Genomic DNA, 21088 nt, shown 5'->3' on the forward strand with positions numbered 1-21088 from the left:
GGACATGATTTGTCTAAGAAAAGATTGTACGAAATCGCAAAAGAACTTGGAAAAGAAAGTAAAGAAGTTGTAGCGCGTGCAAAAGAGTTGGGCTTGGATGTGAAAAGCCACTCATCGAGCGTGGAAGCTGCTGCTGCTGAACAAATCGCAGCTAGCTTTAAACCTGCACCTGCTCCTAAGGCAGAAGCAAAACCTGCAGCACCAAAAGCAAGTGTAGAAAAGAAAGCAGAAAAGTCTGTTTCGGCTAAACCAGCTGCCGCTAAGGAAGAAAGTAAACCAGCTGCACCTGCAGCTCCTAAGGAAGAAAAAGTAGTGGCCGCAAGACCACAGAGTCGAAACTTCAAGGCGGAGCGTGAGGCGCGTGCCAAAGAGCAGGCAGAACGACGCAAACAAAACAAGGCCAACAACCGTGACCAACAACAAAATGGTAACCGTCAGAAAAATGACGGTCGTAATGGTGGCAAACCTGGTCAAGGAAACCGCGAAAATCGCCGATTCAACGATCAAGGGAAAAAACCACAAGGTCAAGGAAATCGTGGCAATGATCGCCGTCAGCAACAAGACTTCCAGCCCAAGCAAGGTGGTCCACGTGTTGACTTTAAAGCCCGTGCAGCAGCCCTAAAAGCAGAGCAAAATGCAGAGTACGCACGCTCAAGCGAGGAGCGCTTCAAACAATCGCAAGCAGCCAAAGAAGCCTTGGCTCAAGCTAACAAACGCAAGGAGCCAGAGGAAATCTTTGAAGAAGCTGCTAAGCTAGCTGAACAAACGCAGCCAGCAGTAACAGTAGCTCCTGTAGCGAAAGAAGCGCCAGTGGATACACGTCGTAAAAAACAAGCTCGACCAGACAAAGAACGTGATGATTATGATCACGAAGAAGATGGTCCTAGAAAACAACAAAAGAATCGAAGTAGTCAGAATCAAGTGAGAAATCAAAGAAATAGTAACTGGAATAACAACAAGAAAAATAAAAAAGGGAACAAGCAAAACAACCGTAACCAGACTCCAAAACCTGTTACAGAGCGTAAGTTCCACGAATTGCCAACAGAATTCGAATATACAGATGGTATGACTGTTGCGGAAATCGCAAAACGTATCAAACGTGAACCAGCTGAAATCGTTAAGAAACTCTTTATGATGGGTGTGATGGCCACACAAAACCAATCCTTGGATGGAGAAACCATTGAACTCCTCATGGTGGATTACGGTATCGAAGCCAAACAAAAGGTTGAAGTGGATAATGCCGACATCGAACGTTTCTTTGTCGAAGATGGCTATCTTAATGAAGATGAATTGGTTGAGCGTCCACCAGTTGTAACCATCATGGGACACGTTGACCATGGTAAAACAACCCTCTTGGATACCCTTCGTAACTCCCGTGTTGCGACAGGTGAAGCAGGTGGTATCACTCAGCATATCGGTGCCTACCAAATCGTGGAAAATGGCAAGAAGATCACCTTCCTTGATACACCAGGACACGCGGCCTTTACTTCTATGCGTGCGCGTGGTGCCTCTGTTACCGATATTACCATCTTGGTTGTAGCGGCCGACGATGGGGTTATGCCTCAGACTATCGAAGCCATCAACCACTCAAAAGCGGCAAACGTTCCAATTATCGTGGCTATCAACAAGATTGATAAACCAGGTGCCAACCCAGAACGCGTTATCGGTGAATTGGCAGAGCATGGTGTCATGTCAACAGCTTGGGGTGGAGATTCTGAATTTGTTGAAATTTCAGCTAAATTCAACCAAAATATCGAAGAATTGTTGGAAACAGTCCTTCTTGTGGCTGAAATCCAAGAACTCAAAGCAGACCCAACAGTGCGTGCTATCGGTACGGTTATCGAAGCGCGCTTGGATAAAGGAAAAGGTGCGGTCGCAACTCTTCTTGTGCAACAAGGTACTCTGAATGTGCAAGACCCTATCGTTGTCGGAAATACCTTCGGTCGTGTCCGTGCCATGACCAATGACCTTGGTCGTCGTGTCAAGGTGGCAGGACCATCAACACCAGTTTCTATCACAGGTTTGAACGAAGCACCAATGGCGGGTGACCATTTTGCCGTTTACGAAGATGAAAAATCTGCGCGTGCGGCCGGTGAAGAACGTGCAAAACGTGCCCTCATGAAACAACGCCAAGCTACCCAACGTGTCAGCCTTGAAAACCTCTTTGATACGCTTAAAGCTGGTGAGCTCAAGTCAGTTAATGTTATCATCAAGGCCGACGTACAAGGTTCAGTTGAAGCCCTTTCTGCCTCACTTCAAAAAATTGATGTAGAAGGTGTCAAAGTTACCATTGTCCACTCAGCAGTCGGTGCTATCAACGAATCAGACGTGACCCTTGCGGAAGCTTCAAATGCCTTTATCATTGGTTTCAACGTACGCCCTACACCACAAGCGCGTCAACAAGCCGAAGCTGACGATGTTGAAATCCGTCTTCACAGCATTATCTATAAGGTTATCGAAGAGATGGAAGAAGCCATGAAAGGGATGCTTGATCCTGAATTCGAAGAAAAAGTTATCGGTGAAGCAGTTATCCGTGAAACCTTTAAGGTATCTAAAGTGGGAACCATCGGTGGATTTATGGTTACTAGCGGTAAGGTTACCCGTGATTCTAAAGTCCGTGTTATCCGTGACGGTGTCGTAATCTATGATGGCGAACTCGCAAGCTTGAAACACTACAAAGACGACGTCAAAGAAGTTACAAACGGTCGTGAAGGTGGATTGATGATTGATGGCTACAATGATATCAAGACTGATGATGTGATTGAGGCTTATGTCATGGAAGAAATCAAACGATAAGATTTTTGCTCCTTTCTTAGGTGGTGAGGGACGCAAGCAAACCGATGGTTTCATTGCTTATTTTTGAGCCTAGTGTCTCAAAAATCCCCTGTGATGGGACTGATAAATCAGTTCCATCACTTTCACCACAGCGAAAGAAGCGAATGAGTTCAAATTGCACTTCGTTTCAATTTGAACTGAAAATCAATAAATTTAAAAATAGCTAGGTCTGCTGGCCTAGCTTTTGGTTCAAAGTAGAGAAAGGAATATCATGGCAAATCATTTCCGTACGGATCGTGTGGGCATGGAAATCAAGCGTGAAGTCAATGAGATTTTGCAAAAGAAGGTCCGTGATCCCCGTGTCCAAGGGGTGACCATTACAGACGTTCAGATGCTGGGGGATTTGTCTGTTGCCAAGGTTTACTACACCATTTTGAGTAACCTTGCTTCGGATAACCAAAAAGCTCAAATCGGGCTTGAAAAAGCAACTGGTACCATCAAACGTGAACTTGGTCGCAATTTGAAATTGTACAAAATCCCAGATTTGACCTTCGTCAAAGACGAATCCATCGAATATGGAAACAAGATTGACGAGATGTTACGCAATCTGGATAAGAACTAAGAAAGAGGGGGAACCCTCTTTTTTGTTGCCAGAGCATGATCATTGCTATTTGACGATGTATCCATCTGATAAAAATCGGTTTAAAAAATTTGTATATTTCGAATAGTATGATATGATAAAGCTTGATATAAATGAAAAACGGAGAGATATATGGCTAAACAAGATATAGCTATGCAAGTACTGCAACAAGTGGTGAAACTTCCCGTAGTCAAGGTCGATCGAGAAAGATTTTTGGTAGAAAAGTTTTCAAAGGAATTAGACCGTAAGGATATTCCAACTTTGATTGAACAAGGACCGACTTCTTTGTTGCCTCAAGAAAGCTTGGATAGAGTGGCCAAGGCCTGTATTAAAGACAATGTCCTGTTAGCCAGTGGAACTTCGGTTTTGGCAGGTCTACCTGGAGGGATTGTCATGGCGATCACTATCCCGACAGACGTAGCCCAGTTTTATGCTTTTTCATTGAAATTAGCTCAAGAACTAGGGTATATTTACGGATTTGATGATCTTTGGGCATCGCGCAATGAGTTAAGCGAGGAAGCTAAAAACACACTTCTACTGTATCTCGGTGTGATGCTGGGAGTAAATGGCGCAGGTGCCCTGCTTCGATCAGGCGGTGTGACAGTAGCCAAGCAAGTCATAAAAGTAGTGAACAAGAAAGCCTTGACAAAAACTCTTTGGTATCCAATTTTAGAAAAAGTTTTGAAAATTTTTGGTGTCAATCTGACAAAAGGAGGCCTAGCTAAAGGGATGGGGAAAGTGATTCCTATCCTAGGTGGAGTCATTTCTGGTGGCTTAACCTTTGCGACCATGAAACCGATGGGAGAAAGATTGCAACAGGAATTGTCCAAGCTAGTCAACTACAATGAAGTGCAATATCAAAGAGACGTTGATACTATCCGAAAAGAGGTCGAAATCATCGAAGGAGAGTAATATGGGATTCATTAAAATTCTAGCTAAGACATACGGGAATTACTTTTTCGTGATGCAAAGCATCAAAGTCCTGAAGAACATGAAAAAAGATGACAATGCTCTAGTAGGTTTCGGGAAAGTACTGCTTGCTGACAAGTTGATGGATGTAGCCCAGTGGCTCGCAAAACCAGATGATAAAGAATAACTTGAAATGAAAGAAACTGGTAGGAACTCCACTGCTAGTTTTTTAATCTCTTTCCATATGGTATAATATAAGCAGTAAAATCATTTTATACTCTTCGAAAATCTCTTCAAACCACGTCAGCTTCACCTTGCCGTACTTAAGTACAGCCTGCGGCTAGCTTCCTAGTTTGCTCTTTGATTTTCATTGAGTATTAGAACATACATGGAGGTCGTCATGGACAATATCATCGATGTGTCAATTCCCGTTGCAGAAGTGGTAGACAAGCACCCAGAAGTTTTGGAAATCCTAGTGGAGCTCGGTTTTAAACCACTTGCTAATCCCTTGATGCGCAACACAGTCGGTCGCAAAGTATCGCTGAAGCAGGGTTCTAAACTTGAAGGAACTCCTATGGACAAGATTGTCCGCACGCTAGAAGCGAACGGCTATGAAGTGATTGGATTAGACTAATGGCAGATGAACGGATTCATATCCTACGGGATATTTTGTTAGAATTGCACAATGGCGCCTCTCCTGAGTCAGTTCAGGAGCGTTTTGATGCGACCTTTACAGGTGTGTCAGCCATCGAGATTTCCCTCATGGAGCACGAGCTGATGAACTCAGACTCAGGTGTCACCTTTGAAGATGTCATGGAACTTTGCGATGTCCATGCCAATCTTTTTAAAAATGCTGTTAAGGGTGTTGAAGTGGAAGATACCGAGCATCCTGGTCATCCAGTTCGCGTCTTCAAGGATGAAAATCTGGCTCTCCGTGCAGCTTTGATTCGCATTCGGAGACTGTTGGATACCTATGAGTCTATGGAAGATGAGGAAATGCTGGCAGAGATGCGCAAGGGCTTGGTCCGTCAAATGGGGCTGTTGGGGCAATTTGACATCCACTATCAGCGCAAGGAAGAGCTCTTTTTTCCCATCATGGAGCGCTATGGTCACGATTCACCTCCAAAAGTTATGTGGGGAGTGGATGATCAGATCAGAGAACTCTTTCAGACAGCTCTAGCGACGGCTAAGGCACTACCAGAAGTGGCGATTTCCACTGTAAAGGAGGCCTTTGAAGCTTTTGCGACAGAGTTTGAAAGTATGATTTTCAAGGAAGAGTCCATCCTCCTCATGATTCTCCTTGAGTCTTTCACCCAGGATGACTGGCTTCAGATTGCGGAGGAGAGTGAGGCCTATGGCTATGCCATCATCCATCCGTCTGAGAAATGGGTGCCAGAACGCCAAAGTTTTGTTGAGGAAAAGAGTGCAGAGGAACCTGTTCAACTAGACACGGCTGAAGGTCAAGTTCAGCAAGTTATCGATACGCCAGAAGGACAGTTCACCATTACCTTTACCCCTAAGGAAAAGGAAGCAGTGTTGGATCGTCATAGTAAACAGGCTTTTGGCAATGGCTATCTCTCCGTCGAGCAGGCTAACCTCATCCTCAATCATCTCCCTATGGAGATTACCTTTGTCAATAAAGACGATATTTTCCAGTATTACAATGACAATGCGCCAGCTGATGAGATGATTTTCAAACGGACGCCATCCCAAGTCGGGCGCAATGTCGAGTTATGTCATCCTCCAAAATATTTGGAGAAAGTTAAAGCTATCATGCAAGGTCTGCGTGAAGGGGTCAAGGACAAGTATGAAATGTGGTTCAAGTCGGAGTCGCGAGGCAAGTTTGTCCACATCACCTATGCTGCGGTACACGATGAAAACGGAGAATTTCAAGGCGTGTTGGAGTATGTTCAGGATATCCAGCCCTACCGAGAGATTGATACGGACTATTTCCGTGGATTAGAATAAGGAGAATCAATGAGTTACGAACAGGAATTTATGAAGGAATTTGAAGCTTGGGTCAATACCCAGATCATGATCAACGACATGGCACACAAGGAAAGTCAAAAAGTCTACGAAGAAGACCAAGACGAGCGTGCCAAAGATGCCATGATTCGCTACGAAAGTCGCTTGGATGCTTATCAGTTTTTGCTTGGTAAGTTTGAAAATTTCAAGGCAGGCAAGGGATTCCATGATTTACCAGAAGGCTTGTTTGGTGAGCGAAACTATTAAAATTCAGATACTTTCTTGATTTTTTGCCAAAATCTTGATAGAATATCTTTATTAAATCCTTGTCAGAGCAGGGATTTTTTATTGAAAGGATTTTATTATGTCAAAGAAACTCCAACGTAAAAAACAATTGCGAAATAGCCTTCGTCGCTCAGGTGCATTTTCAACTACAGTGACTAAGGTTGTAGAAGAGACCAAGAAAGTCGTGAAACACGCAGAAAAATCTGCCAGCCAAGCAGGAAAAGTTGTCTCTAAAAAAGTGGAACAAGCGGTAGAAGCGACCAAGGAACAAGCTCAAAAAGTGGCGAATTCAGTAGAAGATTTTGCAGCGACTTTGGGTGGCCTCTCAGTAGATCGCGCTAAGACTTTCTATGATGAAGGCATCAAGTCAGCTTCTGACTTCAAAAACTGGACTGAAAAAGAACTCCTTGCCTTGAAAGGAATCGGCCCAGCTACCATCAAGAAATTAAAAGAACACGGAATCAGCTTCAAGTAATCTTTCTTGAGCCTTGCATTTCTATCAAAAACTTGTTACAATAAAGCCATTAGAGGTGTTTTGAATCCCACATTTTACAGAAAGTGGCGGTGCTGAGAAGTCCACAAATGTGTCAAAACTGGTTGCTGATGGATGAAAAATTGAAATAAAAATGTCTTTTTGTTTTAAAGACGAGAGTTGCGGGCATCTGCCCGAAATTGGGTGGTACCGCGGATAAGCACATTCGTCCCTGTCATGGATATGGCAGGGGCGGTTTTTTGTAGAAAGTGAGGTAGAAGGATGACAAGAGCTGAGTTGCCAGAACGAATAGAGACCGAGCGTCTGGTCTTGCGAGTCCGTACCGTGGCTGATGTTGTGGATATCTTTGACTATGCCAGTAGGTCAGAAGTTTCCTACCCAGCAGGCTTTCCGCCCGTCAAGACCTTGGAAGATGAGATTTATTATCTAGAGCATATCCTTCCCGAGCGCAATGAAAAGGACAATCTCCCAGCGGGCTATGGAATTGTCGTTAAAGGAACCGATAAGGTCATCGGCTCTGTTGATTTCCCTCGTCGTCACGAGGATGATGTCTTGGAGATTGGCTATATCTTACATCCAGACTATTGGGATCACGGTTATGTTCCAGAAGCTGCGAGTACCTTGATTGATTTAGCTTTTAAAGAACTTGGTCTTCACAAGATTGAGCTGACTTGTTTTGGCTACAATGTCCAAAGTCAACGAGTCGCAGAGAAACTTGGCTTTACCCTCGAAGCTCGCATAAGAGACCGCAAAGATGCCCAAGGAAATCGCTGTGATGATTTGAGATACGGCTTGCTGAAGAGTGAGTGGGAGGTGATTTGATGCATCTTTTCATCATTGGGGCTCCAGCTTCTGGGAAAATGACGATTGGGCAAGAACTATCTCGAAAGACAAATGCTACCCTCTTTTATAACCATCAAGCCATCGATTTTGCACTAGAAATCTATCAGGACTATACAGAGGAAATGTGGGAATTTGTTCGTGGAATTACCTTTTCTTTCCTTGGAGCAAGTGCTAGGAATCAGCGATCTGTGATTTTAACAGACGTAATTGATTTTTCAAATCAGTACCAGCTGCTGTATTTGAAGCAAATTCAGGATTTGTTGGATGACTATTATCAAGAGATTCTTTTTGTGGAGTTGGAAACAAGTCTTGAGGAGCGTTTACGTCGAAATCGAACGGAGAATCGATTAAAGCACAAACCCTTAAAACGACATATTGAGGCATCTGAAAGAGAAATTTTAGAGACAGCTGAAACACTTCAATTAAATTCCCAACATCAACCGAACGAGTTGTACCACTACCTTAAAATAAATAATACGAATCTGTCTGCAGAAGAAGTTGCCAAGCAGATTCAAAATAAAATGAATACAATAGAGAAAGGACAAACACATGTCTAAAGAACTTTCACCTAAATACAATCCAGCCGAGGTTGAGGCTGGTCGTTACCAAAAATGGCTTGACGCTGATGTTTTCAAGCCTTCAGGCGATCAAAAGGCTAAGCCTTATTCAATCGTGATTCCACCACCAAACGTAACTGGGAAACTCCACCTTGGTCACGCTTGGGACACGACTCTCCAAGATATCATCATCCGTCAAAAACGCATGCAAGGCTTTGATACACTTTGGCTTCCAGGGATGGACCACGCTGGGATTGCCACTCAGGCTAAGGTTGAGGAGCGCTTGCGTGGTGAGGGCATTAGCCGATATGACCTCGGTCGTGAGTCTTTCTTGACGAAAGTCTGGGAATGGAAAGACGAGTATGCCACTACCATCAAGGAACAATGGGGCAAGATGGGTCTCTCTGTAGACTACTCTCGTGAGCGTTTCACTCTTGATGAAGGTTTGTCAAAAGCCGTTCGCAAGGTCTTTGTGGACCTTTACAAGAAAGGCTGGATCTACCGTGGTGAGTTTATCATCAACTGGGACCCAGCAGCTCGCACAGCCCTTTCTGATATCGAGGTTATCCACAAGGACGTCGAAGGTGCCTTCTACCACATGAACTACATGCTAGAAAACGGTTCACGTGCCCTTGAAGTTGCGACCACTCGTCCTGAGACTATGTTTGGGGACGTTGCGGTTGCGGTTAATCCAGAAGACCCACGCTACAAGGATTTGATTGGTAAAAACGTCGTCCTTCCTATCGCTAATAAATTGATTCCAATCGTTGGGGACGAACACGCAGATCCTGAATTTGGTACTGGTGTCGTGAAAATCACGCCTGCCCACGATCCAAACGACTTCTTGGTTGGTCAACGCCATAACTTGCCACAAGTCAACGTCATGAACGACGACGGAACTATGAACGACTTGGCCTTCGAATTTGCAGGAATGGATCGTTTCGAAGCTCGTAAAGCTGTCGTTGCTAAGTTGGAAGAAATTGGTGCCCTTGTCAAAATCGAAAAACGTGTCCACAGTGTCGGTCACTCAGAGCGTACAGGTGTTGTAGTTGAGCCACGCTTGTCTACGCAATGGTTCGTTAAGATGGACCAATTGGCGAAAAATGCCATCGCCAACCAAGACACAGACGACAAGGTAGAATTCTACCCACCTCGTTTCAACGATACCTTCCTCCAATGGATGGAAAATGTCCATGACTGGGTAATATCTCGTCAGCTCTGGTGGGGTCACCAAATCCCTGCTTGGTACAATGCTGAGGGTGAAATGTATGTTGGAGAAGAAGCTCCAGAAGGCGACGGATGGACTCAAGACGAAGACGTCTTGGATACGTGGTTCAGCTCTGCCCTTTGGCCATTCTCAACCATGGGTTGGCCTGATGTTGACTCAGAAGACTTCAAACGTTACTTCCCAACTTCAACCCTAGTAACAGGTTACGACATCATCTTCTTCTGGGTGTCTCGTATGATCTTCCAATCATTGGAATTCACAGGACGTCAGCCATTCCAAAACGTCCTTATCCACGGACTCATTCGTGACGAGCAAGGACGCAAGATGTCTAAATCTCTTGGTAACGGGATTGACCCAATGGATGTTATCGAGAAATACGGTGCCGATGCCCTTCGTTGGTTTCTTTCAAACGGTTCTGCACCAGGCCAAGACGTCCGCTTCTCTTACGAGAAAATGGATGCTTCATGGAACTTCATTAACAAAATCTGGAACATCTCTCGCTACATCCTCATGAACAATGAAGGCTTGACTCTTGAGCAAGCAACGGCTAATGTCGAAAAAGTTGTTAACAAGGAAGCTGGAAATGTCACAGACCGCTGGATCCTCCACAACCTCAATGAAACGATCGGCAAAGTCACTGAAAACTTTGATAAGTTTGAGTTTGGTGTTGCTGGACACATCCTCTACAACTTTATCTGGGATGAGTTTGCGGACTGGTACGTTGAGTTGACCAAAGAAGTCCTTTATAGCGATAATGAAGAAGAGAAAGTCATCACACGTTCTGTTCTCCTTTATACTTTGGACAAGATCCTTCGACTCCTTCACCCAATCATGCCATTCGTGACAGAGGAAATCTTTGGACAAATCTCAGAAGGCTCTATCGTTACAGCGGAATACCCAACTGTTAACCCAGCCTTTGAAGACCTTGCTGCCCACACAGGTGTAGAAAGCCTTAAAGACCTGATCCGTTCTGTTCGGAATGCGCGTGCGGAAGTAAACGTTGCTCCAAGCAAGCCTATCACCATCCTTGTTAAGACAAGCGATAGCGACTTGGAAGCTTTCTTTAACAGCAATGTCAACTACATCAAACGCTTCACAAATCCAGAGCATTTGGAAATCGCATCAACCATCCCTGCACCTGAACTCGCAATGTCAAGCGTCATCACAGGAGCAGAAATCTACTTGCCACTCGCAGACCTCCTCAATGTCGAAGAAGAACTGGCTCGTCTCGACAAGGAACTGGCTAAATGGCAAAAAGAACTGGACATGGTCGGTAAGAAGCTTTCTAACGAACGTTTCGTAGCTAATGCCAAACCAGAAGTCGTCCAAAAAGAACGCGACAAACAAGCCGACTACCAAGCCAAGTATGACGCGACCGTAGCACGTATTGATGAGATGAAGAAACTCGTGAAATAAACACAGAAACACGGTGATAAACCGTGTTTTTTGTATAATGAAATCAATATCTATTGATGGAGAAAGTTATGTCCAAACATCCTCATTATGAATTGTTAAATCTAATTAGCTATGGTCTTGCCAAATTTGATAAGTTGTTTATAAAAGAGTTTCAATGCTCTAGTAAATTTGAGTTTTATCGTTATATAGTTTCTTTGGGTTTCGCAGAAACGACAGGTGTAGTTAAAAATAGAATGGATTTATTTGACCCCTATTTTGAGAACAATCGGAAAGGTTGGTGGCAAAAAGCTGAAGTCTACTGTTTTAGAAAAGATTTAATTGACATGATGTTTGGGAATGAGGATGTTCACAATTTTGCAGAAATCGTTAAAATCCTACTTGCAAGCGAAGGGAAGAAAACAGGTATAGCAGTCATTGAAAAGCCAATAGTTCGAACTAAATTCAAACGTCTACAAGAAACTGGAATGAAAGCAGAAAATTACTTTATACTCCATTTTGATAAAGAAGAAAAATTTCAAGGTGGACAATTAACCGATGCCCGCCTTTATGGTGATGGTTATGATTTCCAAGTAGATGTTCAAGAACATTATTACCTTGCCAAAGTTAAAGGTATTCGAAAATCTAAAGGGCGTATTCGTTTGACTGCTAGAGAATTTGAGAAAGCAAAAGAGTTTCAATCAGATTTTATTTTATCCTTGGTTACCAACCTGGATGATATTACAAAGTTAGTATTAATCGATAATCTATTGAATCATTTTGAATTTAAAAAGAGTATCATAAAGAATGAAGTTATAGAATACAGAAGTCTTGAAGATTTATATTAGTTCCCCTTAACTTTTCCAGTTGAAGGAACGAGAAGTTTTGACAGGCCAACGGCTCAATGAACTGGAAATCAATGGTATTGGCTTGATCAAGTTTAAAAATGGGGAAATCGGCATCGAATTTATTTGGCTTGATACCGAAAATCCACCTAGCGATGCTATCGGCTGGGTAGCAAAGAAATAAAAAGTCCGCTGTTTTTTTGTTTTGTGTTTTACAGTTTTTTCTTGACAAGTCTTTCTTTTTTATGGTATTCTTTTATGCAACAAGTGTTGCGCAACAAATGTTGCACGAAAGGAGTCTTATGCCACCAAAGGTTAAATTTAGTAAAGAGACTATCATTGGGACAGCTTTACAATTGGTGAGAGAAGAGGGCATGGCTAGTTTGACGGCTCGAGCATTAGCGGAGCAACTGGGAGCTACACCAAGAGTGATTTTTGGGCAATTTGCCAATATGGCCGAGTTACAAGCAGAGGTTATTGTTGCTGCAGAGATGGTCGTAGTGGAGTATATACGAAAGGCTTTAGAAGATGAGAAGCCTTTTCGATCTGTCGGGGTTGCTTATATCCTGTTCGCCTCAAAAGAGCCCCAACTTTTTCAATTGCTTTTCCAAAATACTAGCAAAGATCCGATTCGTCGCTTTCAAGATTTTCTTCCCATGAAGGATCATAGTTACCAATTGGTTCTGGAATCGATTGTAGCAGACTATCCATTGACGTTAGAGGAGGCTAGTCGCCTGTACCAGCATTTATTTATCTACTCACACGGCATGGCCTCTATGGTTGCTTCTGGTATTTATCAGTTCAGCATGGAAGAAGTGATTGGATTACTGACAGAGGTTTGTCAATCTCTCATCAAAGAAATGGTAGGAAAGAAATGATTCAACTAGAAAATGTGCACAAAAGTTATGGCCAAACCAAGGTTTTAAAAGGGATTGATTTGCAGATTCAAGACCAGGATGATGTGGTTATCCTCGGTCCTTCTGGATCAGGCAAGTCAACTCTCTTAAACGTATTGTCAGGATTAGAGAAGGTAGACGAGGGGCATATCCTCATTCAAGCACAAGATTTATCACAACTCACGGATGCTCAATTGACGGCCTTTAGACGTGAGAAGATTGCCTTTATTTTCCAGCAGTATTATTTATTGCCTAATCTTACGGTCAGACAGAATGTAAAGATGGGAGCTGACCTGGCAGACAATCATGATTTTTTGCAGATTATCGAGGATTTGGGACTTGGCGATAAGCTGGACAAGTATCCGAGTGAATTGTCTGGCGGCGAACAGCAGAGGGTATCTATTGCTCGTGCCTTAGCCAAAAAGCCAGAGATTCTTTTCTTAGATGAGCCGACGGGGGCTCTGGATGAAGAAACAGGGCGCAAGATTCTCGACTATATCTGGAAGTTGAAGGAAAAGCTAGGCTTTACCCTAATCATGGTGACACACAACCAAAATATTGCGGATATGGCCAGAACCATCATTCGCGTCAATAGTGGCAAAATTACTGAAGTTGTGACCAATGATCAGCCACAGACTGCTTATGAGATTGGATGGTAAGCCATGTTTTCAGTAAAAGATATTCGAAAATTAGTTGTCGTCAGTATCATTGGAGCCTGTGCGGTTTTTGTGGCCAATCTTTTCTTGAATTTTTATCTTGATATCGAGCAGTTGGAGATTTCTAAAACCAATCCGATGATTACGGCCTATTATGATGCCCAGGTTTCACTTTCCTGGATGGTGGCCATGGTCAGTGGGGTTGTCTTGTCCTTGACGTCGATCCTTCTCATGTGCTTTTATATCAAACAATTTATCGATGACCACAAGGAGCAATTAGGGATTTTAAAGGCTTTAGGCTATAGCAATGGCCAGTTGGCTAAACGATTTTGGGCTTTTGGACTCAGTTTTGGAGTTGGAGCGCTTCTTGGCTATTTAGCTTCTTTTCTAATGATGGGACATTTTTATGACTTTCGCAATGAGAAGAGGATTTTGCCAGAAATTACCATTCATTTTCACTGGCAGCTCTTGATCGCTTTAGTGATACTGCCAACGACTTTCTTTATGGTTCTTGCGATTGGCTATGCTAGAAGACAACTACAAACGCCGGCCCTTCACCTATTGAAAAAATCCCCAACACCGATTAAGGTCAAAAGGAAAAAAAGTGCTCCTAAGAAAGAAAAATCCTTCCTAAAAGAGCTATCTTCGTCGCTGATTTGGGGGAGAAAATTTATCCTGTTTTTTGTAGTCTTTGGCTCTATGTGTTTTGCGGCCATGGTTCAATTGTCCTTTGGTCTAAGGGACTACACAGATGACATCATCCAAACCATGATGATCATGATTGGCTTGATCCTTTCTTTCTCTATTCTCTTTTTGTCATTGGGGATTGTTGTCTCAGAAAGTCGCGAAACCCTGGCTCTTATGAAGGCTTTTGGCTACACAGATCGTGAATGCCAAGGTCATATCCTATCTCCCTATCGTTTCTGGGCCTATCTAGGATTTGTTCTTGGGACGGCTTATCAGTACGCTATTATGGAAATCTTGATTGGTGTGATCAAAGATACGGTTCCTGAAAAGATTGAGCATCACTTTGATGGGAATGTTTGCTTCTGGACTTTGATCGGTTTTGCTGTGGTTTATGAAAGCCTCTTTTATCTATCCAACAGAAAACTCCAAAAGCAAACCATCAAAGAAGTACTCTTAGCTGAATAAATAGAGAAGGTTAGATTCTCCAGCCTTTTTCTTATGAAACTCATTAACAAGAGAAGGATTTTTCACTATTCTAGGGAAAATGAAATAAAGGAAAGAAAACGAAGTTACTGGCAGGACCTGAAATGATCTTTTTACTTGATTTGATGCAACAAACAATTCTTTATCTCTGTAGGAATTCTCTTGCAGTTTGTGGTTGGTATTGGAGTTGCAGCCTTGAGTTATAAATAAATCAATATACCTGCGGTCATGTTACACAGGTCTTTCAATTAGCTGAAATATTTCACCTTTATTTTTCTTAACCTTTGACTATTCCGCAAAATTATCGTACAATAAAGAGTAAATGATAAAATGAGGTCGGAGTCTGTTCGCTCTGGCGATAGTAGTAAAAATGAGGAGAAACGCTTTGGAATTAGAAGTATTTGCTGGGCAAGAAAAAAGTGAACTATCTATGATTGAGGTAGCGCGTGCTATCTTGGAACTTCGTGGTCGCGATCATGAGATGCATTTTAGCGATCTTGTAAACGAAATTCAAAACTACCTTGGAACATCAAACAGCGATATCCGCGAAGCTTTACCTTTGTTCTACACAGAGTTGAACTTTGATGGTAGCTTCATCTCTCTTGGAGACAACAAATGGGGTCTTCGTTCATGGTATGGTGTAGACGAAATTGACGAAGAAATCATCGCTCTTGAAGAAAGTGACGACGATGAAGTAGCACCAAAAGCTAAGAAAAAACGTGTCAATGCCTTTATGGATGGTGATTCAGATGCCATTGACTACAATGCAGATGATCCAGAAGACGAAGATGCATACGAAGCTGATCCAGCTCTTTCATATGATGATGAAAATCCAGATGATGAGAAAAATGAAGTGGAAGCTTACGATGCAGAAATCAACGAAATCGCTCCAGATGACTTGGGCGAAGACGTGGATCTCAACGAAGAAGACGACGAGTTTTCTGACGATGACGCTGAAACGAGTGAAGAAGAGTAAAAGACTTCACAGAGGAGATCGTAAGATCTCCTTTTTCGTTCCTTGAGCAAGTCATCTGTTTGGATGTGGATCTTTAGTTGGTTTTCTGAAAGTAATCTTCTTATTTTCAGGTTTTACCGATTCGGGTTGACAAATGTTCTGCTTTGAGGTATTATATTGTTCGGGCACCTCTTTTAGAGGTCGGGGCTCCCTAGTTACTAGGGAGCTATTTTTGTTTTTTTCAGGAAGTTTTCTTGAAGAGTTGTTATTCATAAGGGTCTTGTTTTCGATCTCCCCTCGTAGTTAACAAGGCCTTGAGCATTTTAGAAAGAGGAATCTATGTCTACGAAATATATTTTTGTAACTGGTGGTGTGGTGTCGTCTATTGGGAAAGGGATTGTCGCAGCAAGTCTGGGTCGTCTCTTGAAAAATCGTGGTCTCAAAGTGACTATTCAGAAGTTTGACCCTTATATCAATATCGATCCGGGAACCATGAGTCCTTACCAGCACGGGGAAGTCTTTGTGACTGATGATGGGGCTGAGACAGATTTGGACTTGGGTCACTATGAACGTTTCATCGATATCAATCTCAACAAATATTCCAACGTGACAACTGGTAAAATCTACAGTGAAGTTCTTCGTAAGGAACGCCGTGGCGAATATCTTGGGGCAACTGTTCAAGTCATTCCTCATATCACAGATGCTTTGAAAGAAAAAATCAAGCGTGCTGCTGTAACGACCGACTCTGATGTCATTATCACAGAGGTTGGTGGAACCGTTGGGGATATCGAGTCCTTGCCATTTCTAGAGGCCCTTCGTCAGATGAAGGCAGATGTGGGTGCAGATAACGTCATGTACATCCATACAACCTTGCTTCCTTACCTCAAGGCTGCTGGTGAGATGAAGACCAAGCCGACTCAGCATTCTGTAAAAGAATTGCGTGGATTGGGAATCCAGCCAAATATGTTGGTCATCCGTACCGAGAAACCAGCTGGTCAGGGAATTAAAAACAAACTAGCTCAGTTTTGTGACGTGGCACCAGAAGCCGTTATCGAGTCTTTGGATGTCGAACACCTTTACCAAATTCCATTGAATTTGCAGGCACAAGGCATGGACCAAATTGTTTGTGATCATTTGAAATTAGATGCACCAGTAGCGGATATGACGGAGTGGTCAGCCATGGTGGACAAGGTTATGAACCTCAAGAAACAAGTCAAGATTTCCCTCGTTGGTAAGTATGTGGAGTTGCAAGATGCTTACATCTCTGTGGTTGAAGCTTTGAAACACTCTGGGTATGCCAACGACGCAGAAGTGAAGATTAATTGGATCAATGCCAATGATGTGACGGCAGAGAATGTGGCAGAGCTCTTGTTTGATGCGGACGGAATCATCGTACCAGGAGGTTTTGGCCAACGTGGTACGGAAGGAAAAATTCAAGCCATCCGTTATGCGCGTGAAAATGATGTTCCAATGTTGGGTGTCTGCTTGGGAATGCAGTTGACTTGTATCGAGTTTGCTCGTCACGTTTTGGGTCTTGAAGGTGCTAATTCTGCAGAACTTGCACCAGATACAAAATACCCTATCATTGATATCATGCGTGATCAGGTTGATGTTGAGGATATGGGAGGAACCCTTCGCTTGGGACTTTATCCATCTAAGTTAAAACGTGGCTCTAAGGCAGCAGCTGCTTATCACAATCAAGAAGTGGTGCAACGCCGTCACCGTCACCGTTATGAGTTTAACAATGCCTTTCGTGAACAGTTTGAGGCAGCAGGTTTTGTCTTCTCAGGTGTTTCTCCTGATAATCGTTTGGTCGAAATTGTGGAAATTCCTGAAAATAAATTCTTTGTGGCTTGTCAGTATCACCCTGAACTTTCCAGCCGTCCGAACCGTCCAGAAGAACTCTACACCGCCTTTGTTACTGCAGCAGTTGAGAATAGTAATTAGCATAATCAGAATCTTTGAGAAGAATCTCAGAGGTTTCTTCTAGCATATTTAGGATAAGATTTGCAAAAAAAATAGATAGTGATATAATTAATATAATAATTCCTAAGGAGGATGTACAATGAAAAAAATCACACTATTTTGTTTGTTTCTAGCAGGTTTAGCTTTACTGGCTTTCCCTCATTCAGGAAAAGCATTCGAATTGGAAGAAGAATGGGTTATTAAGGGTGGGGTTAAGTATCAAGATGGCAAAATTCTTCGATTTAATAATGGCCATGAAGTAGATATCAAAGTCTTGGATTTGCCAAAAACTGAGAAAATCGAGTGGATGGTCAGTCTCAATGGTCAAGATCAGACAGTCAATTTCCTAGGCCAAGAAAAGGACAAGTCTATGGTCGGTACAGAGGGGCGTTACCTGAATTTCTACGTACCTTATGGCTATAGAGGAGATATCAAGGTCGAGGCCAAGAGTGGAAATGAAGTAAAGACCTGGTCCTCTAAAGTGGTAGATGATGTATATAATGGTGAGAAAAGTGGCTACTACCGTATTGAAGAATCAAAAGACCATTACACCTACCTTGATACAAAATGGGACTATCAAACCAAGACCTACACTGCTACCTTACCAGAGACTATCAATGGTCAAAAAGTTTATGCTTGGAAAGACCATGACAATGGTGAGTTAAAACTTACAAAACCAGAATCTATCAGTCATTCCTACAAGGGGGGAGGAGCCTTCCGAGAACTTTATCCGATTGTAAAAGCAGAAAGCTGGCTAAAATCAGACCAAAATTGGTACTATCAAAACCAAGGCCAACTAGTTCAAAATGCTTGGGTTAAAGACAATGGAACTTGGTACTTTATGAATGATAAAGGGATTATGTTTAATCAAACTTGGCTCTATCAAGGTGGCAACTGGTATGCCTTTAAATCATCAGGAGCTATGATTGCTAGTGATTGGCTTTACGACCAAGGCAAGTGGTACTATTTATCAACTTCAGGCTCTATGAAAGCAAGCACTTGGATTTTTGACAAGGGAGAATGGTATTATGTAAGTTCTTCTGGTGCCATGATTGCGAATGATTGGGTCAAAGACAATGGTAAGTGGTATTATCTAGCTTCATCAGGTAAGATGCTTCGCAATACCTACACACCAGATGGCTACTACGTTGGCAACTCAGGCGCTTGGCAATAAGAATAATACTCTGCGAAAATCTCTTCAAACTACGTCAGCGTCGCCTTACCGTAGGTATGGTTACTGACTTCGTCAGTTCTATCCACAACCTCAAAACACTGTTTTGAGCAACCTACGGCTAGTTTCCTAGTTTGCTCTTTGAGTATAAGAAGTCCTTTTCCTTTAAGGAAGGGGCTTTTTACTTGCTTTTCTACGGCTTCCCTATTTGTCCTAGAGCCCTTTTTGTGTTACAATGAATGGTATGAAAGCTAAGAAATTATGGATGACTGGCTTGACTGTGGCTGGTCTAAGTGCCCTTGCTTTGGGGGCTAAAAAAGCAGCAGATAACCACAAACTCATGAAGACTCAAGAAGAGTTGACCGCTATCGTGCGCGAACTTTTCTCAGATATGGGTGAGATTGCGACTCTCTATGTTCAAGTCTACGAAAGTAGTCTAGAGCGACTGGTCGGAGGAGTCATTTTCGAGGATGGCCGTCACTACACCTTTGTCTATGAAAATGAAGACCTAGTCTATGAGGAGGAAGTCTTATGATTACTCCCGATAGTATAGAAGAACTAGCAGGTTTTGTCGAGCAAGATGGCAAGAAGGTCTTCCTTTTTGTGGCGGACTGGTGTGGCGATTGTCGTTATATCTATCCATCCTTGCCAGAGATTGAGGAGACCAATCCAGAGTTCACCTTTATTCGAGTGGACCGTGACCAGTACATGGATCTAGCCAAACTCTGGGATGTGTACGGGATTCCTAGCCTTGTTGTGCTAGAAAAGGACAAGGAAATCGGCCGATTTGTCAATCGCGACCGTAAAAGCAAGCAACAAATTAACGACTTTTTAGCAGAACTGAATTAGGAGAAAAGGAAAGAATGATTTTTACATATAATAAAGAGCATGTTGGCGATGTCCTTATGATCATCGTGAAAAACAGCGGAGATGCCAAACTAGACGTGGAGCGCAAAGGCAAGGTAGCCCGTGTTTTCATCAAAGAAAATGGGGAAACAGTTGCTTGGAATATTTTCGAAGTTTCAAGTTTGTTTGAAATTGTAGAGCGTGGTCAAGTCTTTTTGACAGATGAACAAGTAGAACGTTTGAACCAAGAATTGCAGGCGGAAGGTTTTACAGAAGAAATTGTCAATGACAAGGAACCTAAGTTCGTAGTCGGTGAAATTGTCGAGATGGTAGCCCATCCAGATAGCGACCACCTCAACATCTGTCAAGTGGCCGTTGCAAGTGACAAGACAGTGCAAATCGTTGCAGGGGCACCCAATGCACGTGTCGGGTTGAAAACCATTGTGGCTCTTCCTGGAGCGATGATGCCAAAAGGCAATCTCATTTTCCCAGGCGAACTTCGCGGTGAAAAGAGTTTTGGTATGATGTGCAGCCCTCGTGAATTGCATCTACCAAATGCTCCGCAAAAACGTGGGGTTATTGAATTATCAGAAGACCAAGTTGTCGGAACTCCATTTGACCCAGCCAAACACTGGACTGCCTAGGAAATTGTCAGTATTTGATAGAGCAGATAGAGGGGGATAAGATGGCGAAAAATGTAGTGATTACAGGAGCGACCTCAGGAATCGGTGAAGCGATTGCGCGTGCTTATCTGGAGCAGGGGGAGAATGTCGTTCTAACAGGGCGACGGACAGACAGACTAGAGGCCCTCAAGTCAGAGTTTGCAGAAACGTTTCCAAATCAAACAGTTTGGACTTTTCCTCTGGATGTGACGGATATGACCATGGTAAAGACTGTCTGCTCCGATATTTTGGAAACGATAGGGCAGATTGATATCTTGGTCAATAATGCCGGACTAGCTCTTGGCTTGGCTCCCTATCAGGACTACGAAGAGTTGGATATGCTGACCATGTTGGATACCAATGTCAAGGGTTTGATGGCAGTTACTCGCTGTTTCTTGCCAGCAATGGTAAAAGCGAATCAGGGTCATATTATCAACATGGGATCGACCGCAGGAATCTATGCCTATGCTGGGGCAGCTGTTTACTCAGCCACCAAGGCAGCAGTTAAAACCTTTTCAGATGGCCTGCGAATTGATACCATCGCAACGGATATCAAGGTGACCACCATTCAGCCAGGAATTGTCGAAACAGATTTTTCTGCGGTACGTTTCCACGGTGACAAAGAGCGAGCTGCGACCGTCTATCAAGGAATTGAGGCCTTGCAGGCACAAGATATCGCAGATACGGTGGTCTATGTGACCAGTCAGCCTCGTCGTGTGCAGATTACAGATATGACCATTATGGCCAATCAACAGGCAACAGGTTTCATGGTTCATAAAAAATAAAAAATTTCTTCGAAAAGTTACAAATTTCTGTAACTTTTTTTGATTCCTTG

23 protein-coding genes are annotated in these 21088 nt (G+C 43.0%); all 23 read left to right on the plus strand.

What is annotated here, in order from left to right:
• Positions 1-9: 9 nt before the first annotated feature.
• Positions 10-2796 carry a translation initiation factor IF-2 gene (gene infB / locus AB2B49_RS07065; RefSeq protein ID WP_049505100.1) on the plus strand — a complete coding sequence of 929 codons (2787 nt, stop codon included), beginning with the start codon at positions 10-12 and terminating at the stop codon, positions 2794-2796.
• Positions 2797-3046: 250 nt separating this feature from the next.
• On the plus strand, positions 3047-3397 hold the full coding sequence (gene rbfA / locus AB2B49_RS07070) for a 30S ribosome-binding factor RbfA (protein ID WP_001273601.1): 351 nt from the start codon (positions 3047-3049) through the stop codon (positions 3395-3397).
• Positions 3398-3547: 150 nt separating this feature from the next.
• Positions 3548-4327 (plus strand): hypothetical protein, encoded by a 780-nt coding sequence (locus tag AB2B49_RS07075; protein ID WP_001118427.1) that lies wholly within the window; start codon positions 3548-3550, stop codon positions 4325-4327.
• 1 nt (position 4328) lies between these two features.
• Positions 4329-4511: a hypothetical protein gene (locus AB2B49_RS07080; protein WP_044020283.1), complete on the plus strand. Its 183-nt coding sequence runs from the start codon at positions 4329-4331 to the stop codon at positions 4509-4511.
• Between the two features lie 213 nt (positions 4512-4724).
• Positions 4725-4958 carry a DUF1858 domain-containing protein gene (locus AB2B49_RS07085; RefSeq protein WP_000368739.1) on the plus strand — a complete coding sequence of 78 codons (234 nt, stop codon included), beginning with the start codon at positions 4725-4727 and terminating at the stop codon, positions 4956-4958.
• Entirely contained in the window at positions 4958-6292 is a 1335-nt protein-coding gene (locus tag AB2B49_RS07090) for a DUF438 domain-containing protein (protein ID WP_049505096.1), read from the plus strand. Before AB2B49_RS07085 ends, AB2B49_RS07090 begins: the two co-directional genes overlap by 1 nt.
• A gap of 9 nt (positions 6293-6301) precedes the next feature.
• Positions 6302-6556, plus strand: a complete 255-nt coding sequence (locus AB2B49_RS07095) for a DUF1912 family protein (RefSeq protein WP_000119707.1) — start codon at positions 6302-6304, stop codon at positions 6554-6556.
• A gap of 97 nt (positions 6557-6653) precedes the next feature.
• Positions 6654-7049, plus strand: a complete 396-nt coding sequence (locus AB2B49_RS07100) for a helix-hairpin-helix domain-containing protein (protein WP_042902047.1) — start codon at positions 6654-6656, stop codon at positions 7047-7049.
• A 279-nt stretch (positions 7050-7328) separates the two neighbouring features.
• On the plus strand, positions 7329-7889 hold the full coding sequence (locus tag AB2B49_RS07105) for a GNAT family N-acetyltransferase (protein ID WP_049505093.1): 561 nt from the start codon (positions 7329-7331) through the stop codon (positions 7887-7889).
• Entirely contained in the window at positions 7889-8467 is a 579-nt protein-coding gene (locus AB2B49_RS07110) for an AAA family ATPase (protein WP_049505090.1), read from the plus strand. The genes AB2B49_RS07105 and AB2B49_RS07110 overlap by 1 nt, the downstream gene beginning before the upstream one ends.
• Positions 8460-11111, plus strand: a complete 2652-nt coding sequence (locus AB2B49_RS07115) for a valine--tRNA ligase (protein WP_320692029.1) — start codon at positions 8460-8462, stop codon at positions 11109-11111. Before AB2B49_RS07110 ends, AB2B49_RS07115 begins: the two co-directional genes overlap by 8 nt.
• A 68-nt stretch (positions 11112-11179) precedes the next feature.
• The gene (locus tag AB2B49_RS07120; RefSeq protein ID WP_320692030.1) at positions 11180-11935 is read left to right on the plus strand and encodes a DUF3883 domain-containing protein; all 756 of its coding nucleotides are present in this window, start codon (positions 11180-11182) and stop codon (positions 11933-11935) included.
• 37 nt (positions 11936-11972) lie between these two features.
• Entirely contained in the window at positions 11973-12116 is a 144-nt protein-coding gene (locus AB2B49_RS07125; protein ID WP_320692031.1) for a hypothetical protein, read from the plus strand.
• 118 nt (positions 12117-12234) lie between these two features.
• Positions 12235-12810, plus strand: coding sequence for a TetR/AcrR family transcriptional regulator (locus tag AB2B49_RS07130; RefSeq protein ID WP_033629366.1), 576 nt, complete (start codon positions 12235-12237; stop codon positions 12808-12810).
• Positions 12807-13487 (plus strand): ABC transporter ATP-binding protein, encoded by a 681-nt coding sequence (locus AB2B49_RS07135; RefSeq protein ID WP_033629367.1) that lies wholly within the window; start codon positions 12807-12809, stop codon positions 13485-13487. The genes AB2B49_RS07130 and AB2B49_RS07135 overlap by 4 nt, the downstream gene beginning before the upstream one ends.
• Positions 13488-13490: 3 nt before the next feature.
• A complete protein-coding gene (locus AB2B49_RS07140) occupies positions 13491-14636 on the plus strand; it encodes an FtsX-like permease family protein (protein WP_033629368.1) in 1146 nt (381 codons plus the stop codon).
• Between the two features lie 403 nt (positions 14637-15039).
• On the plus strand, positions 15040-15630 hold the full coding sequence (gene rpoE, locus AB2B49_RS07145; RefSeq protein WP_000418415.1) for a DNA-directed RNA polymerase subunit delta: 591 nt from the start codon (positions 15040-15042) through the stop codon (positions 15628-15630).
• A gap of 318 nt (positions 15631-15948) precedes the next feature.
• Positions 15949-17556, plus strand: coding sequence for a CTP synthase (locus AB2B49_RS07150; protein WP_320692032.1), 1608 nt, complete (start codon positions 15949-15951; stop codon positions 17554-17556).
• A 118-nt stretch (positions 17557-17674) separates the two neighbouring features.
• Positions 17675-18748, plus strand: coding sequence for an N-acetylmuramoyl-L-alanine amidase family protein (locus AB2B49_RS07155; protein ID WP_061428412.1), 1074 nt, complete (start codon positions 17675-17677; stop codon positions 18746-18748).
• Positions 18749-18980: 232 nt separating this feature from the next.
• Complete coding sequence (locus AB2B49_RS07160; RefSeq protein WP_002875970.1) at positions 18981-19280, plus strand: DUF4651 domain-containing protein; 300 nt, start codon at positions 18981-18983, stop codon at positions 19278-19280.
• Positions 19277-19594: a thioredoxin family protein gene (locus AB2B49_RS07165; protein ID WP_061428414.1), complete on the plus strand. Its 318-nt coding sequence runs from the start codon at positions 19277-19279 to the stop codon at positions 19592-19594. The genes AB2B49_RS07160 and AB2B49_RS07165 overlap by 4 nt, the downstream gene beginning before the upstream one ends.
• A gap of 14 nt (positions 19595-19608) precedes the next feature.
• Positions 19609-20235 (plus strand): YtpR family tRNA-binding protein, encoded by a 627-nt coding sequence (ytpR, locus tag AB2B49_RS07170; RefSeq protein ID WP_061428416.1) that lies wholly within the window; start codon positions 19609-19611, stop codon positions 20233-20235.
• 41 nt (positions 20236-20276) lie between these two features.
• The gene (locus tag AB2B49_RS07175; RefSeq protein WP_084939579.1) at positions 20277-21038 is read left to right on the plus strand and encodes an SDR family NAD(P)-dependent oxidoreductase; all 762 of its coding nucleotides are present in this window, start codon (positions 20277-20279) and stop codon (positions 21036-21038) included.
• Positions 21039-21088 lie beyond the last annotated feature (50 nt).

The organism is Streptococcus jiangnanensis (assembly GCF_040888325.1).
Classification (GTDB): Bacteria; Bacillota; Bacilli; order Lactobacillales; family Streptococcaceae; genus Streptococcus; species Streptococcus jiangnanensis.

Bases quoted from the DNA above. Each gene is read 5' to 3' on its own strand.
- AB2B49_RS07100 (WP_042902047.1), top strand. From the start codon at position 6,654: ATGTCAAAGAAACTCCAACGTAAAAAACAATTGCGAAATAGCCTTCGT.
- AB2B49_RS07110 (WP_049505090.1), top strand. From the start codon at position 7,889: ATGCATCTTTTCATCATTGGGGCTCCAGCTTCTGGGAAAATGACGATT.
- AB2B49_RS07155 (WP_061428412.1), top strand. From the start codon at position 17,675: ATGAAAAAAATCACACTATTTTGTTTGTTTCTAGCAGGTTTAGCTTTA.
- AB2B49_RS07165 (WP_061428414.1), top strand. From the start codon at position 19,277: ATGATTACTCCCGATAGTATAGAAGAACTAGCAGGTTTTGTCGAGCAA.
- AB2B49_RS07095 (WP_000119707.1), top strand. From the start codon at position 6,302: ATGAGTTACGAACAGGAATTTATGAAGGAATTTGAAGCTTGGGTCAAT.
- AB2B49_RS07115 (WP_320692029.1), top strand. From the start codon at position 8,460: ATGTCTAAAGAACTTTCACCTAAATACAATCCAGCCGAGGTTGAGGCT.
- AB2B49_RS07140 (WP_033629368.1), top strand. From the start codon at position 13,491: ATGTTTTCAGTAAAAGATATTCGAAAATTAGTTGTCGTCAGTATCATT.
- AB2B49_RS07090 (WP_049505096.1), top strand. From the start codon at position 4,958: ATGGCAGATGAACGGATTCATATCCTACGGGATATTTTGTTAGAATTG.
- AB2B49_RS07080 (WP_044020283.1), top strand. From the start codon at position 4,329: ATGGGATTCATTAAAATTCTAGCTAAGACATACGGGAATTACTTTTTC.
- AB2B49_RS07075 (WP_001118427.1), top strand. From the start codon at position 3,548: ATGGCTAAACAAGATATAGCTATGCAAGTACTGCAACAAGTGGTGAAA.
- AB2B49_RS07105 (WP_049505093.1), top strand. From the start codon at position 7,329: ATGACAAGAGCTGAGTTGCCAGAACGAATAGAGACCGAGCGTCTGGTC.
- AB2B49_RS07130 (WP_033629366.1), top strand. From the start codon at position 12,235: ATGCCACCAAAGGTTAAATTTAGTAAAGAGACTATCATTGGGACAGCT.
- AB2B49_RS07160 (WP_002875970.1), top strand. From the start codon at position 18,981: ATGAATGGTATGAAAGCTAAGAAATTATGGATGACTGGCTTGACTGTG.
- AB2B49_RS07135 (WP_033629367.1), top strand. From the start codon at position 12,807: ATGATTCAACTAGAAAATGTGCACAAAAGTTATGGCCAAACCAAGGTT.
- AB2B49_RS07150 (WP_320692032.1), top strand. From the start codon at position 15,949: ATGTCTACGAAATATATTTTTGTAACTGGTGGTGTGGTGTCGTCTATT.
- ytpR (WP_061428416.1), top strand. From the start codon at position 19,609: ATGATTTTTACATATAATAAAGAGCATGTTGGCGATGTCCTTATGATC.
- rbfA (WP_001273601.1), top strand. From the start codon at position 3,047: ATGGCAAATCATTTCCGTACGGATCGTGTGGGCATGGAAATCAAGCGT.
- AB2B49_RS07175 (WP_084939579.1), top strand. From the start codon at position 20,277: ATGGCGAAAAATGTAGTGATTACAGGAGCGACCTCAGGAATCGGTGAA.
- AB2B49_RS07120 (WP_320692030.1), top strand. From the start codon at position 11,180: ATGTCCAAACATCCTCATTATGAATTGTTAAATCTAATTAGCTATGGT.
- AB2B49_RS07085 (WP_000368739.1), top strand. From the start codon at position 4,725: ATGGACAATATCATCGATGTGTCAATTCCCGTTGCAGAAGTGGTAGAC.